The sequence below is a fragment of the Amycolatopsis sp. NPDC089917 genome, assembly GCF_040684635.1.
Lineage (GTDB): Bacteria > Actinomycetota > Actinomycetes > Mycobacteriales > Pseudonocardiaceae > Amycolatopsis.
Map to the genome: position 1 here is coordinate 216,548 of NZ_JBFBGL010000004.1, position 16,110 is coordinate 232,657.

The 16,110-nt window shown below is 71.9% G+C and carries 3 protein-coding genes; all 3 read right to left on the reverse strand.

Features of this window, described 5'->3' with window-relative positions; translation table 11 throughout:
* Nucleotides 1-39: 39 nt before the first annotated feature.
* The 3 genes from AB0N89_RS05385 to AB0N89_RS05395 all read right to left on the reverse strand — a co-directional run bounded on the left by AB0N89_RS05385 (nt 40) and on the right by AB0N89_RS05395 (nt 16,103).
* Nucleotides 40-4,377 carry a type I polyketide synthase gene (locus AB0N89_RS05385; RefSeq protein ID WP_364200440.1) on the reverse strand — a complete coding sequence of 1,446 codons (4,338 nt, stop codon included), beginning with the start codon at nt 4,375-4,377 and terminating at the stop codon, nt 40-42.
* Nucleotides 4,378-4,777: 400 nt separating this feature from the next.
* Nucleotides 4,778-6,025: a DUF222 domain-containing protein gene (locus AB0N89_RS05390; protein ID WP_364200442.1), complete on the reverse strand. Its 1,248-nt coding sequence runs from the start codon at nt 6,023-6,025 to the stop codon at nt 4,778-4,780.
* Between the two features lie 235 nt (nt 6,026-6,260).
* The gene (locus tag AB0N89_RS05395) at nt 6,261-16,103 is read right to left on the reverse strand and encodes a type I polyketide synthase (RefSeq protein ID WP_364200443.1); all 9,843 of its coding nucleotides are present in this window, start codon (nt 16,101-16,103) and stop codon (nt 6,261-6,263) included.
* Nucleotides 16,104-16,110 lie beyond the last annotated feature (7 nt).

The window sequence follows — 16,110 nt, forward strand, 5'->3', positions numbered from 1 at the left end:
GGTGTCCCCACTCATCGGTCGAGGTCGCGTGCACCCGGCTCAAGCGCCGAGTTGCTGGTCAATGAAGGCGAAGAGTTCGTCGTCCGAAGACGGCGTGAAGCCGGGCCCGTCGAGGCTCTCGGCGAGTTTCCGCAGCCGCGCACCCGCCTTGGCGTGCTCGTCGCTGCCCGGGTCGAGACGGCCGAGCGCGGCTTCCAGCCCGTCGAGCAGGCCTTCCACGTCGGCGTCCTCGGTGGTTCCCGCGAGTTCCTGCCAGAGGTAGGCGGCGAGGGCCTGCGGGGTCGGATGGTCGAAGACGAGCGTCGCGGGCACGGCGAGGCCGGTCGCGGCGTCGAGACGGTTGCGCAGTTCGACCGCGGTCAGCGAGTCGAAGCCGAGCTCGGTGAACGCGCGGTCCGGCCCGATGGCCGAGGTGTCCGGATGACCGAGCACGCGGGCGACGGTCTCGCGGGCGACCTTCAGCAGCAGCCGCCGCTGCTCGGGCTCGATCAGCCCGGCCAGCCGCGACCGGAGATCCACCACGGGGGCTTCGGCGGCCGCGGTCTCCGGTCGCGGCAGCTCGGCGAGCATCGGCGCGGCACGGAAGTCCTCGAAGAACGACGGCCAGTCGAAATCGGCGACGGTGACGCAGGTGTCGTCCGCGGCGATCGCCCGGACGAACTCCTCCGCCGCCGCTTCGGGGGTCATCGGGCGCAAACCCTTGCGGCGGACGGCGTCGTCGACGGCTTCGGCCATCCCGCCCTCGGCCCACGGACCCCAAGCGATCGACACCGCCTTGATCCCTTCGGCCCGCCACCGGGTCGCGAGCGCGTCGAGTTCCGCGTTCGCGGCGGCGTAGGCGGCCTGACCGCCGTTTCCGAGCACCCCGGCGACGGAGGAGAACAGCACCAGCGCGTCGAGGTCCTTCGTGAGCTCCCGCAGATGCCGCGCGGCGGTCACCTTCGGCCGGGCGACGGCTTCGAACCGCTCCGGGGTGACGTCGTCGAGCAGCGCGTCGTCGAGGACGCCGGCGGTGTGCACGACCACTTTGAGGTCGCCGAGGCCGGTGACCACTGTGGACACTGCGTCGCGGTCGGCGGCGTCGCAGGCGTGGATGCTGACGCGGGCGCCGAGGCCTTCCAGTTTCCGGCGAAGCTCCGCCGCTCCGGGCGCGTCCTCACCGCGCCGCGAAAGGAGCACCACGTGTTCGGTTCCGGCACGGATCAGCCGTTCGGCCACCAGCGCGCCCAGCGCTCCGGTGCCGCCGGTGATCAGCGCGGTGCCGGAGGTGGTCCAGGCCGTGGTGGGCGCGGGGGCGGCGGGGACGAACCGGCGGGCGAAGATCCCGTCCTCGCGGATCGCGACCTCGTCCTCCGGGCCGCCGAGCACGTCCCTGAGGCGGTCGGCCGCGTCCGGGTTCTCGGGCAGGGTCACGCAGCCACCCCAGCGACGGGGCTGCTCGATCGCCGCGACCCGCGCGACCGCGGCGACACCGGGATCACTGGTGGCGCACCAGATCTTCGCCGGGGAGTCCCGAAGGAGGGCGGCGAGCGCGGCCCCGTCGGCAGGGAAGGCGAGAACCGGCCCGTTCTCCGGGACCTCCGTCACCAAGGGCGCGTCGAGCGCCTTCGCGGCGGCTTCGGCCCACGCGTGGTTCTCGGGGGCGTAGACGGTCCAGGTTTCCAGGGACGCGATGGGCTCGATCGGACGCCACACGATCTCGTACCGCCGGGCCGGAGGCGTGCTCCGATCGGCGGCGGCGAGCCAGAAGCGGTCACGCCGGAAGGGATACGTCGGCAAGTCGACATGGGCACCCCCGTCGAGCATCCCGGCCCAGTCGAGCCGGACCCCGGCGGTGAAGAGCCTCGCCCGTGCCAGGTCGGCGGCGGCCGCCTCGTCACGATCTTTCCTTTGTGTGGCGATGAAAGTGCCGTCGGCGACACAGTCCGCGCCGAGGGCGGTCAGGGAGGCGTCGGGCCCGATCTCGACGAAGCGCCGGACGCCGCGCGCGTGCAGGGCCGCGACACCGTCGGCGAACCGGACGGGCTCGCGTACCTGCCGCACCCAGTACTCCGGGTCGCGCACGTCACCGGCGATGATCGGGATCCGCGGTTCGGCGTACGTCACGCTCGCGGCGACCTCGCGGAAGTCGTCGAGCATCCCGTCCATCATCGCGGAGTGGAAGGCGTGGCTGACCGAAAGCCGTTTGGTGCGACGGTCCGGGAACCCTTCGATGACCGCGGTGACGGCGGCTTCCTCACCGGAGAGCACGACCGAGGAGGGCCCGTTGATCGCGGCGATGCTCACGCCGTCGGGCAGGTCCAGTTCCGCTTCGGTGGCCTGCAGCGCGACCATCACGCCGCCCGAGGGCTGCGCCTGCATCAACCGGCCGCGCGCGGCGACCAGGCGGGCGGCGTCGTCGAGCGACCACACCCCGGCGATGTACGCCGCGGCGAGTTCGCCGATGGAGTGCCCGAGCAGGTAGTCCGGTTCGACGCCCCAGGACCGCACCAGCTCGGCCATCGCGACCTCGAAGGCGAACAGCGCGGGCTGGGCGGCATCGGTCCGGTCGATCCTCGTCTGGTCCTCGCAGGCGAGGACTTCGGCGAGCTTGAAGCCGGTGTGCGCGTCGAGCCGCTCCGCGACACGGTCGAAGGTCTCCCCGAAGACAGGGAACGCGGCGGCGAGCCCGGCACCCATCGCGAGCCGCTGCGCTCCTTGCCCGGTGCAGAGGAAGGCGAGTTTGCCGCTGCCCGCGCGGCCGGTGACGACGCCGGGCGCGGCCTCTCCGCGAGCCAGGGCACCGAGTCCGGCGAGGAGTTCTTCTTCGTCGGCGCCGGTGACGACAGCGCGGTACGGCAGCGGCGCGCGGCCGGTGGCGAGCGACCAGGCGACGTCGGTGGCGTCGCCGCCGGTCTGGAGCAGCCGGTCGGCCAGCTCGGGCAGGGCGGCTTCGCCGCGGGCCGAGAGCACCCACGGGACCCGGGTCGCCTTGCCGCTCTTGGTCTCGGGCGCCTGTTCGGGGGCTTGCCGGAGGATGACGTGCGAGTTGGTGCCGCTGATCCCGAACGACGACACCGCCGCCGCGCGCGGGCGGCCGGTCTCGGGCCAGGGCCGGTGCTCGGTGAGAAGTTCGACCGCGCCGGAATCCCAGGCGACGTGCGGGGACGGCTCGTCGGCGTGCAGCGTGCGCGGCAGCTCACCGCGGCGCAGCGCCTCGACCATCTTGATGATCCCCGCGACCCCGGCCGCGGCCTGCGTGTGCCCGATGTTGGACTTGATCGAGCCGAGCCACAGCGGGTTCTCGCGCTCGCGGCCGTAGGTGGCCAGCAAGGTGTCGGCCTCGATCGGATCGCCGAGTTTCGTGCCCGTGCCGTGCGCCTCGACGACGTCGATATCCGAAGTGGACAGTCCCGCGCTCTTCAGGGCGGTGCGGATCACGCGTTGCTGCGACGGCCCGTTCGGTGCGGTGAGCCCGTTCGACGCGCCGTCGGAGTTGACCGCGGAACCCTGGACGACGGCCAGTACGCGGTGTCCGTTGCGGACGGCGTCGGACAGCTTCTCCAGCAGCAGGACGCCGGCGCCCTCACCCCAGCCGGTGCCGTCGGCGCCCGCGCCGAACGACTTGCAGCGCCCGTCCGGGGCGAGCCCGCGCTGGCGGGAGAACTCGATGAAGGTGTCCGGGATGGCCATCACGGTCGCGCCACCGGCGAGGGCGAGCGAGCACTCCCCCGCCCGCAACGCCTGCGCGGCCAGGTGCACGGCCACCAGCGACGACGAGCAGGCGGTGTCGACCGACACGGCCGGCCCCTCGAAGCCGAAGGTGTAGGCGACTCGGCCGGAAAGCACGCTGCCCGCCGTGCCGGTGCCGAGGAAGCCCTCGACGCCTTCGGGCAGCTCGGTGACGCCTGAACCGTAGTCGTGGTACATGATCCCGGCGAACACGCCGGTCGCGCTGCCCTTCAACGCCGAGGCGTCGAGTCCGGCGCGCTCGATCGCCTCCCAGCTGACCTGCAGCAGGAGCCGCTGCTGCGGGTCCATCGCGAGCGCTTCACGCGGCGAGATCCCGAAGAACTCGGGGTCGAATTCGGCGGCCTCGTGGAGGAATCCGCCTTCACGCGCGTAGGACGTGCCGGGGTGGTCGGGGTCGGGATGGAACAGCTCGGCGAGGTTCCAGCCGCGGTCTTCGGGGAACTCCGAGACCGCGTCGCGACCGGCGGCGACCAGATCCCACAACGCCTCGGGCGAGTCGGCCCCGCCCGGGTAACGGCATCCCATGCCGATGATCGCGACCGGCTCTTTCGCCGCTTCGGCGAGCTCGCGGTTGCGCGCGGCCAGCCTGCTGTTCTCCTTGACCGATTCCCGCAGCGCGGTCACCAGCTCTTCGGGTGTCGCCATCAGATTCTCCGGACCGGACGAGACGGACGCAGCTCGGGCATGGCCTCATCCTGGGCGCGGGCGCCGCTCGCCCCGGGCGCTGTTCGCCACCCCGGCCCCATTCCCCGGTAACCGGGGGCCCACCTGCTTCCGCGACGGCGATCGGTCCGGGCGGTCGTGCGGCAGGTCAGGGCCAGGGTGTCTTAGGTACCTACTAACCAGGCGGTCCCGCGTGACCTCAGGGGCGCTGCGCGCGATCCGGTGGACGACGCATGGACTCACCGCACGACACACGTGTCGCGCATCCCCTCACTCGTGTCGTCCACCGGATCACACGCACCGTCCAACCAAACACGCGAAACCTGGGTGTGGGCATGCCGAGGGGCCCGTCGCCGGTGGTGGTGGCGGGCTTCCTCGGGGTTCAGTGGTGGTTGCGGCGGGGTTGTTGTAGCGGGTCGAGGTACTGCGGCGGAATGAACTCGGGCCGTCCGTCGGCGGCGAGGCGGACCTGCCAGCCGGATTGCCCGTGGATGACCATGTGGTGGTAGCGGCACAGCAGACACAGATTGCCGAGGTCGGTGTCGCCGAGGTGGCCCCACGGGAGAATGTGGTGGGCTTCGCAGTGCTTGGGCTTGCGGTGACACCCGGGGAAGGCGCAGCCGTGGTCGCGGAGGTTCAAAGCTCGGCGTTGTGCGGGGGTGACGGTGCGGGCGGCGCGCCCGATGTCGAGCGGTTCGCTTTCCGACCCGAGGACGGCGGGGATGAGTTTGGCGTCGCAGGCCAGCATGCGGGCGTGGCGTGCGGTGATCTGGGTGACCTCGTCCACGCAGGCGGACCCCAGTCCTGAAGTGAGGGTCTCCAGCGGAATGGTGACGACGATGGTGGTGCGGTCCCCGGACAGGGTGGGGGCTTTGTCGTTGGTCATCGCGTAGTGGATGGCGTCGAAGAGTGCGTCCCCGCGGCGTTCGCCGGGGGTACGGGGGTTGCGGTTGCCGCCCTCGTCGACGGGTCTTCGTTGTCCCCAGGTCTCGAACAGGGCGTTCGCGCGGGCCCCGAATTCCGGGTCCAGCAGGCCGTTGAGTCTCCACCAGCCGTCGTCACGTTTCCGCAGATACACCTCACGCGACGGTGACTTGAGGTCCTCGTCTTTCGGCTCGTTCCCGTCCGGGTCGAGGTGGGCCAGCAGTTCCGCGCCGATCTTCCCGATCTCTTGTGGACCGGCACTACGGGCCAGATTCACCAGGATCTGCTCCGCCCCCGACCGGTCTTCCTCCGACACCTCGTCGGGGATTTTCTTCAGGACCGCCAAAATAGGATCCAGCTGCTGATGCCCGAGGTCTCCTTCGGCCGCGGCGGCCCCGGCGATGGGGGCGACAGCCGGGGCGGGGGTGCCGTCCAGATTCCGGCCCTCGTTCACCGCCACCGCACGAGCCACGGTGGCGCTTGCTTCCTTCGGGCTGATTCGGGCGGTTTCGGCGAACCAGCCCGCCGTCGAGCCATGCCCGAACAGCTCCATCGGGCCCCGGCCTTCGATCTCCACCAGGAACTGCCCGACCTCCGCCAACGCCTGCCGTGCCACCGACAACCGCTCGACCACACCGTGCGCGAGTTCCCGCGCACCGGCACGCCACAGCTCCCGTGGCGGTTCGAGGATTCGCTGGCTGGACACCCCACAAGAATACCAAGAATCGAACACGTGTGCGAATGTGAGACAGTTTCCTGAAAGCGGATTGAAGATATTTCGCTTTGTGCCGGAGAGTCGTATCTGCCACCTGTGAATCACAAGCTCGGACCGTGCCGGACGGTTTACTGGTGCACCGGTCCGGAAAGACTGAAGGGCGCTTTCCCCGCATGGCATGCGGGGAAAGCGCCCTTCACGGCGTCCGATGCGGGGAAAGTCCCCTTCAGCCCTTGGAGGTCGACATCGCCCGGCTGATCAGGTCCCCCACGTCCAGATCGTCGATGGACTCGACAGCAGGCTCCACGGACGACGCGGACGACGCGGACGACGCGGACGACACAGACGAAGGCACCTCCTCGGCCAGCTTCACCAGGGCGTCCAGCACCCCGAGCTCCCGGAACCGGTCGAGCGACGCGCCGGCCAGCGCCCGCCGCAGCCGCGCCTCGTCCGGCACCACCACTTCGGGGAACAGCAGCGTGCCGAGGTGCGCCGCGAGCGCCGACGGGGTCGGGTGGTCGAACACCACCGTCGCCCCCAGCTGCCGCCCGGCCGCCGCCGCGAGCCGGTTGCGCAGGTCGACCGAAGTCAGCGAGTCGAACCCGAGATCGGTGAACGCGTGCTCCGGGTCCACCTCGCCCGCCGTCGCGAAGCCGAGCACCTGCGCGGTGTGCGTCAGGACCAGGTCTTCCAGCCCCTCACGCGTAAGCGCGACGGAGTCTGCGGAAGCGACCGGAGAAGCCGCCCGTCGCACGGGCAGCCGGACGAGTCCGGTGAGCAGCGCGGGCAGCACACCCGCCCGGGCCTGGTCCCGCAGCCCGGCCAGGTCGAGCTTGACCGGCACCGCCACCGGGCCGGGCGCGACGTCGAACAGCGTCGCACCCTCCTCCGGACTCAGGGCGCCGAAGCCGTCGCGCCGCATCCTGTCGATCAGCGCCTGGTCGAGGACACCGCCCATCCCCTCGGCCGCCCACATCCCGTAGGCGAGCGACCGCGCGGGCAGGCCGTCGGCGTGCCGTCGTTCGGCCAGCGCGTCGAGGTAGGCGTTGGCCGCGGCGTAGTTGCCCTGCCCCGGCCCGCCGAGCACGCCGGACACCGACGAGATCAGCACGAACTCGGTCAGCGGCCGGTCGAGGGTCAGTTCGTGCAGGTGACGGGCGCCGTCGGCCTTCGGGCCGAGCACCCGGTCCAGGCGTTCCGGCGTCAGCGTGGTGACGACACCGTCGTCCAGCACACCCGCCGCGTGCACGACGCCCGACAGGTCGGGGATGCCGTCGAGCAGGGCGGCCACCGCATCACGATCGGCGACGTCGCACGCTTCGACACGCACCTCCGCACCCAGCTCGCCAAGCCGCGCGGCCAGCACGCCGGCGCCGGGGGCGGCGAGGCCGCGACGGCTAGTGAGGACCAGGTGTTCGACACCGTGTTCGGTGACGAGCCGTTCGGCCAATTGTGCCCCGATCCCACCGGTCCCGCCGGTGATCAGCACCGTGCCCGCGGACTCCCAGTCCGGCTTCGGCCCGGGCTCGGCCCGGACCAGCCGCGGCACCTCGGCCCGGCCGTCCCGGACCCGGACGCGGGGTTCGCCGGTGGCCAGCGCGACGTCCACATCGGACACTTCGCCGTCGAGGATGACGAACCGGCCGGGGTTCTCCGCTTGCGCGGACCGCACCAGTCCGGAAGCCGCCGCGTCGTCGAGGCTGTCGCCGGTGACCACGACCAGCCGCGATCCCGAGAACCGGGACTCGGTCAGGAAACGTTGCAGGACAACGAGAACGGCGTGGATCCCCTCCGGCGGCACCGGCAGGACGACCACCGGCGGCACCGGCTCGGTCACGTCGTCCCACCGCACCCACGGCACCGGCGTGGCGGACGCCGGCTCGGCCGCGATGTGCTCGACACGGAACAGCGACCGGTCCTCACCGGCCCGCAGCTGTTCACCGCTGACCGCGCGGACGACCAGTGAGCCGACCGACAGCACCGGCGCCCCGGCGAGATCGGTCAGCTCGACGGAGACCTCGCCGGGCGCGAGGAACCGCAGCCGCGCCCGGACCGTCGTGGCGCCGGTCGCGTGCAGGCTGACGTCGCTCCAGCTGAACGGGAGCGCCCCCGATTCCTCGCCTTCGCCGAGGAACATGCCGTGCAGGGCGGCGTCGAACAGCGCGGGGTGGATGCCGAAGCGGGCCGCGTCGTCGCGCGCCTCCTCCGGCAGGGAGATCTCGGCGTAGCGGTCCTCGCCGTGCCGCCACGCCGCCCGCAGGCCCTGGAACAGCGGGCCGTAGGCGAACCCGCGGTCGGCGAGGTCGTCGTAGAACGAGCCGAGGTCGATGGGCTCGAGGCCGTCCGGCCACGCGAATCCCTTGACCGGCGGATCGGCTTCGGCCAGCAGGCCGAGCGCGTTGAGTTCCCAGTCCTCGCCGGGGATCCGCGAGTGGATGGTCACCGCCGCCGCGCCGCTGACCGCGACCTGGAGTTCGATCGGCCCGCTCTCGGGGATCACCACGGGCGCGTGCAAGGTCAGTTCGACCAGCCGCGGCCGCCCGGCCTCGTCACCCGCCCGGACGGCGAGTTCGGCGAGCGCCGCGCCGGGCAGCAGGACGGTGTCGTGCACGGTGTGCCCGGCGAGCCAGGGGTGCGTCGCGAGCGAAAGCCGTCCGGTGAGGACCGTGCCGTCGCCCTCGGCGAGCGAGAGCCCGGCGGCGAGCAGCGGGTGCCCCGGCGAGTCGAGCCCGGCCGACGAGAGATCCGCGACCGGCGCCGGGTCCAGCCAGAAGTGCTTGCGCTGGAACGGATAGGTCGGCAGGTCGAGCGCACGCGCGCCGGGCAGGACGCCGTCCCAGCCGACGCGGACACCCTGGACGTGCAGGGTGGCGAGCGCGGTCATCGCCGTCACGGCTTCGTCGCGTCCCTTGCGCAGCAGGGGGATGCCTTCGGTGAGCGCCGAGAGCACCGCGTCGGGGCCGAGTTCGAGGAACTTCGTGACGCCCTCGGCGCGGAGTGTCTCGACAGCGTCGGAGAACCGGACGGTGTCCCGTACGTGCGTCACCCAGTACGCCGGGTCGGTCATCGGTGACAGGATCGGAACGCGCGGCTCCGAGAACTCCAAGCTCCGCACCACGGCGGCGAAGTCGTCCAGCATCGGCTCCATCAAGACCGAGTGGAACGCGTGCGACACATCGAGCCGCTTGGTCTTGCGTCCGCTGAACCCTGCCACGACGGCGAGCGTCGGCTCTTCGGCACCGGACAACACCAAGGACGTCGGGCCGTTCACCGCGGCCAGCGAAACCCCGGCCGGCAGGTCACCGAGCTCGTCCTCGGACGCCTGAACAGCGACCATCACGCCGCCCTCGGGCAACGCCTGCATCAACCGACCACGCGCCACGACGAGCTTCGCGGCGTCCTCCAACGAGAACACCCCGGCCACGTGAGCCGCCGCGATCTCACCGATCGAATGCCCGGCCAGGAAATCCGGCCGCACACCCCACGACTCCACCAACCGGAACAGCGCCACCTCAAGAGCGAAGATCGCGGGCTGCGCGAACTCCGTCCTCGACAGATCGCCGATCTCCGGCAGCAGCGCGGCAACCTCGTCATACGCCGCCGCGAACACCGGAAACGCCTGATACAGCTCAGTGCCCATCCCGACACGCTGAGAACCCTGGCCCGTGAACAGGAAAGCCAGCTTGCCCGACTGCGCCTTACCGGTGATCCCGCCACCTTCGGCGACGGCTTCGAGCCCGGCCCGGAGCGCATCCACGTCCGCGCCGACGACGGCTGCCCGTCGCTCGTGCGCGGTCCGTGTCGTGGCCAGGGAGTACGCGACGTCACGCGGGTCCTGAGTGTCCGCAAGAGACAGCAGAGCGCGAGCGCGTTCGGCCAGTGCCTGATCGGTCTTCGCGGAAAGAACCCAGGGCACGACGCCATGCGAAGCAGGCTCTGCGGGCGCTTCGGCCGCAACCTGTTCCAGGACGACGTGCGCGTTGGTCCCGCTGATCCCGAACGACGACACCGCGGCGCGGCGCGGACGCCCCGCCTCCGGCCACGGCCGCGCTTCACGCAGGAGTTCGATCTCGCCGGCGTCCCATTCGACCTCGGTCGAGGGTTCCGCCGCGTGCAGGGTCCGGGGCAGGGTGCCGCGCCGCATCGCCTCGACCATCTTGATGATCCCGGCGACCCCGGCCGCGGCCTGCGTGTGCCCGAGGTTCGACTTGACCGAACCGAACCACAGCGGCTCGTCCCGCTCGGCGCCGTAGGTCGCGATGAGCGCCTGCGCCTCGATCGGGTCGCCCAGCCGCGTACCCGTGCCGTGCGCCTCGACCGCGTCGATGTCCGAAGTGGACAGACCGGCGTCGGCGAGCGCCGCGCGGATCACGCGCTGCTGCGAGGGACCGTTCGGCGCGGTGAGGCCGTTGGACGCGCCGTCCTGGTTGACCGCCGAACCGCGGACCACGGCCAGCACCGGATGCCCGTTGCGGCGGGCGTCGGAAAGCCGTTCCAGCACGAGCACCCCGGCGCCTTCCGACCAGCCGGTGCCGTCGGCGTCGGCGGAGAACGACTTGCAGCGGCCGTCCGGGGAAAGCCCTCGCTGGCGGGAGAAGTCGAGGAACGTCTCCGGCGTCGCCATCACGGTGACCCCGCCGGCGAGCGCCATGTCGCACTCTCCCGCCCGCAGCGAACGGGCGGCGAGATGCAGGGCGACCAGCGAAGACGAACACGCCGTGTCGACCGACACCGCCGGACCCTCCAGCCCGAGGGTGTACGCGACCCGGCCGGACAGCACGCTGGCCGAGGTGCCGGTGCCGAGGAATCCGGCGACGCTGTCGGGGACGCTGGCCAGCTTCGCGGCGTAGTCGTAGTACATGATCCCGGCGAACACGCCGGTGGCGCTGCCCTTCAGCGACGCCGGGTCGAGCCGGGCGCGTTCGAGGGCCTCCCAGCTGATTTCCAGCAGGAGACGCTGCTGCGGATCCATCGCGAGCGCTTCCCGCGGCGAGATCCCGAAGAACTCGGGGTCGAATTCGCCCGCGTCGTGCAGGAATCCGCCGTGCCGGGTGTAGGTCTTGCCGGGCAGGCCCGGTTCGGGGTCGTAGATGCCTTCGACGTCCCAGCCGCGCCCGCCGGGGAACGGCGAGATCGCGTCGGTGCCCGCGTCGACGAGGTCCCACAGCTCCTCGGGCGACCGGACCCCGCCGGGATAGCGGCAGCTCATCGCGACGATCGCGATCGGCTCGTCGGCGGCGCCGCGGCGGGTCGCCACCGGACGGGCAGGCTCCGGGGCGCCGAGCAGTTCGGTGCCGAGGAACGCGGCCACCGCCGCCGGGGTCGGGTGGTCGAAAACGAGCGTCGCGGGCAGCCGCAGGCCGGTCTCGGCGGTGAGTTCGTTGCGCAGCTCGACCGAGGTCAGCGAGTCGAAGCCCAGTTCGGTGAACGGCCGCGAAGGCTCCACGGTGCCGGCGCCCGCCCGGCCGAGGACGGCCGCGACGCGGGCCCGCACCAGGTCGACAAGCAGGGCTTCCCGGTCAGTCTCGGACAGCCCCGCGAGCCGTCCCGCCAAGCCGGTGTCCGTACGACGGGCGGCTTCGCGGCGGGGCCGGACGCGGACCAGCCCGCGCAGCAGGGGCGGGACCCCGGCGTTGCGGACGGCCGCGAGGTCGAGCCGCACCGGAACGAGCACGGGACCGCCTTCGGCCACGGCGGCGTCGAACAGCGCGAGGCCTTCTTCGGGATCGAGAGCCCCGAAACCGTCCCTGCCGATCCGGTCCCGGTCGGTGCCGCTGAGCGCGGCGCCCATCCCGTCCCGCCACAAGCCCCAGGCCAGCGACTGGGCGGGCTTCCCGTCGGCGCGACGCTTCCGCGCGAGGGCGTCGAGAGCGGCGTTGGCGGCCGAGTACGCCGCCTGACCCGGTGAGCCGAACACCCCGGCGATCGAGGAGAACAGCACGAAGAAGTCGAGGTCGCCGGTGAGTTCGTCGAGCACGTGGGCGGCAGTCGCCTTCGCCCAGAAGACACCGTCGAGCCGCTCGGGCGTGAGCGAGGTGACGACGCCGTCGTCGAGGACGCCGGCCGCGTGGACGACCCCGGTGACCGGCGGCTCGGCCCGGGCCAGGAGTTCGCGCACCTGATCACGGTCGGCGACGTCGCAGGCCTCGACCTTGGCCCCGAGTTCCTCGGCGAGCTCCTGGGCGCCGGGCGCGGCCTCGCCGCGACGGCTGACCAGCAGCAGATGCCGGACGCCGTGGTGGGCGACGAGATGCCGGGCGAGACGGGCGCCGAGTCCGCCGGTCCCCCCGGTGATCAGCACGGTCCCGGAAGTGTCCAGTGTGGACTCGCCGGATCCGGCCCTGGCCAGCCGTGGCGCGAACAGCGACCCGTCGACGGCGCGCACCTCGGGTTCACCGGTGGCCAGAGCGCCCTCGACGTCGGCCCGGGTACCGCGGACCAGGACGATCCGGTCCGGATGCTCCGCCTGCGCGGCCCGGACCAGACCCTCGACCGCGCCTTCGTGCTTGGTCAGCACCACCAGTGGATCGGCGTCATCCGTGGCCAGGAAATCTTGCAGCGCGGTGAGCGTGGTGTCGAGCGCGTCGGCTTCCAGGACCGCGGCGGGCTTGACGTCCGCCGAACCGGCGGGAAGCGGAACGTCCTCGACGCGATAGAGGCCGTCCTGTGCCGAGGCCGTGGCCGTGACGGCGCGGACGCTCAGCCCGCCGATCGTGGCGACCGGCGCCCCGGTCCCGTCGGCGAGGTCGAGCGCGAACGAGCCGTCTGCGCCCGGCCGGGCGTGGACGCGCAATTCGGTCGCGCCCCGCGCGTGCAGGACGACGTCACGCCAGGCGAAAGGAACCGATCCCTGGTCTTCGCCGGGAACGGCGGTGGCCTGGAGCGCGGCGTCCAGCAACGCCGGATGGAGGCCGAACTTCTCCGCCTGCCCGGGATCCGGCAGGGCGACTTCGGCGAAGATCTCGGTGCCGCGCCGCCAGACCTTGCGCAGGCCCTGGAACATCGGCCCGTAGGCCAGTCCGGCGGCGGCGAGCCGGTCGTAGGCGTCTTCGAGACCCAAGGCTTCGGCGCCCTCGGGCGGCCAAGAAATGTCCATAGTGGACACCGCTGGGTTCCCGAGGAAGCCGGTGGCGTGGGTGATCCACGGACGCTCCGGCAGCCGCGAGTGGATCGACACCGGTCGGCGGCCGTGCTCGTCGGCGGCCCCCGCGACGACCTGGACTTCGGGGGCAGCGCCGGGTTCGAGGACCAGCGGTTCCTGGAGGATCAGCTCTTCCACCCCCGCGCAGCCGGCTTCGTCGCCCGCGCGGACGGCGAGTTCGGCGAACGCGGTGCCGGGGACGAGGACACGGCCCGCGACGACGTGGTCGGCCAGCCACGGGTGCCGGTCGAGCGAAAGCCGTCCGGTGAGCAGGACACCGTCGTCGGCGGCGACGGACACCGCGGCACCGAGCAGCGGATGGTCGGCGGCGGCGAGCCCGGCCGCGGTGACGTCGGCGTCGCTTTCCTGGCCAAGCCAGAAGTACTCGTGCTGGAAGGCATACGTCGGCAGTTCGGTGAACCGGCCGCTTCCGCCGAGGTACGCGGCCCAGTCGACGGCGGCACCGCGCGAGTGCAGCACGCCGAGCGCGGCGACCAGTTGCCGGGGTTCGTCGTGGCCACGGCGCAGCGCGGGAATCCCGCCATCGACCAAGGCACTGAGCACGGCGTCCGGACCGAGCTCGAAGAACTTGGTGACCCCGGCCGCCGTCAGACGCTCCACCGCGTCGGAGAACCGCACGGTCTCACGGACATGGGCGACCCAGTAGGCCGGGTCGGTCACGGGCGACAGCATCGCGATACGCGGCTCCGAGAACGTCAGTTCCCCGACCACCGCGGCGAAGTCGTCCAGCATCGGTTCCATCAGCACCGAATGGAACGCGTGCGAAACATCGAGACGTTTGGTCTTCCGGTCGCTGAAGCGTTCCACGAAGGCGAGAGTCGGCTCCTCGGCGCCAGACAACACCACGGACGACGGACCGTTCACCGCCGCCAGCGAAACGCCGTCCGGCAGGTCGCCGAGTTCGTCCTCGGACGCCTGCACCGCGACCATCACGCCGCCCTCGGGAAGGGCCTGCATCAACCGGCCACGCGCCACGACGAGCTTCGCGGCGTCCTCCAACGAGAACACCCCGGCCACGTGAGCCGCCGCGATCTCACCGATCGAATGCCCGGCCAGGAAGTCGGGCCGAACACCCCAGGACTCCACCAACCGGAACAGCGCCACCTCAAGAGCGAAGATCGCGGGCTGCGCGAACTCCGTCCGCGACAGATCGCCGATCTCCGGCAGCAGCGCGCAAACCTCATCGTAAGCGGCCGCGAACACCGGAAACGCCTGATACAGCTCGGTTCCCATACCGAGACGCTGCGAACCCTGGCCGGTGAACAGGAAAGCCAGCCCGCCCTCGGAGACGCGGGTCGCGGCCACGTCGGCCAGACCGGCCGAAAGAGTCTCCCAGTCCGTTCCCGTGACGACAGCCCGGTACGGCAGCGCCGCGCGGGTGGTCAGCGTGTGGGCGACGTCGATCGGCTCAACCGTTCCGGCGACCGAAAGCAGGCGGGACGCCTGCGCGGCCAGCGCCGGTTCCGTGGCAGCCGACAGCAGCAACGGCACGATGGCGGGCGGTTCCCGGACAAGAGCGGGTTCCGCCTCGGGCGCCTGCTCCAGCACGACGTGCGCGTTGGTCCCGCTGATCCCGAACGACGAGACCGCCGCCGACCGCGGGCGGCCGGTCTCGGGCCAGGGAGTGCGTTCGGTCAGCAGCGAGACCGGCCCGGCGGACCAGTCGACCTCGCGGCTGGGCGTGCCGACGTTCAAGGTGGGCGGCAAGACGCCCTGCCGCATCGCCTCGACCATCTTGATGATCCCGGCGACCCCCGCCGCGGCCTGCGCGTGCCCGAAGTTCGACTTGACCGAACCGAGGAACAGCGGACGATCCCGGTCGCGGCCGTAGGTGGCCATCAAGGCTTCGGCCTCGATCGGGTCGCCCAGCCGGGTTCCCGTGCCGTGCGCCTCGACGGCGTCGACGTCCGAAGTGGACAGTCGCGCGTCGGCGAGCGCCGCGCGGATCACGCGCTGCTGCGACGGCCCGTTCGGCGCGGTGAGCCCGTTCGACGCGCCGTCGGAGTTCACCGCGGTTCCCCGCACCACGGCGAGGATTCGGTGTCCGTTGCGCTGGGCGTCCGAAAGCCGCTCCAGCACGAGCATCCCGACGCCCTCGGCCCAGGCGGTGCCGTCGGCGTCGTCGGAGAAGGACTTGCAGCGCCCGTCCGGCGCCAGGCCACGTTGACGCGCGAAGTCGACAAAGATCCCTGGCGACGCCATGAGATTGACGCCGCCGGCCAGCGCCAGGGTACACTCCCCCGCGCGCAGGCCGCGCACCGCCGCGTGCACCGCGACCAAGGACGACGAGCACGCCGTGTCGATCGACACCGCCGGACCTTCCAGGCCCAGCTGGTACGCGATCCGTCCGGAGTGGACACTGCAGGTGGTGCCGGTGAGCAGGTAGCCGTCCACCGTGTCACCCGGGTTGTGCAGCCGCGGCCCGTATTCCTGCGCGGAAACGCCGACGTAGACACCGGTCGGGCTGCCGCGCAGCGCGGCCGGGTCGAGACCGGAGCGTTCGACGGCCTCCCAGCCGACCTCCAGCAGCAGCCGCTGCTGCGGTTCCATCGCCAGCGCCTCGCGCGGCGAGATCCCGAAGAACTCGGCGTCGAACCCGGCCGCGCCGGGCAGGAAACCGCCGGTGCGCACGTAGGTGGTGCCGCGCCGGTCGGGGTCGTCGTCGAACAGGCCGGAGGTGTCCCAGCCGCGATCGGCCGGGAACTCGCCGATCCCGTCGCGGCCGGATTCGACCAGATCCCACAGCGCGGCGGGCGTGTCCGCGCCACCGGGGAACCGGCAGGCCATGCCGACGATCGCGATCGGCTCGTGCCGTCCGTCCTCGGCGTCGCGCAGCCGTTCCCGGGTCCGGTGCAGGTCCCCGGTCACACGCTTCAGCAGGTCGAGAAGCTTCTCTTGGTCCGCCATCACACCC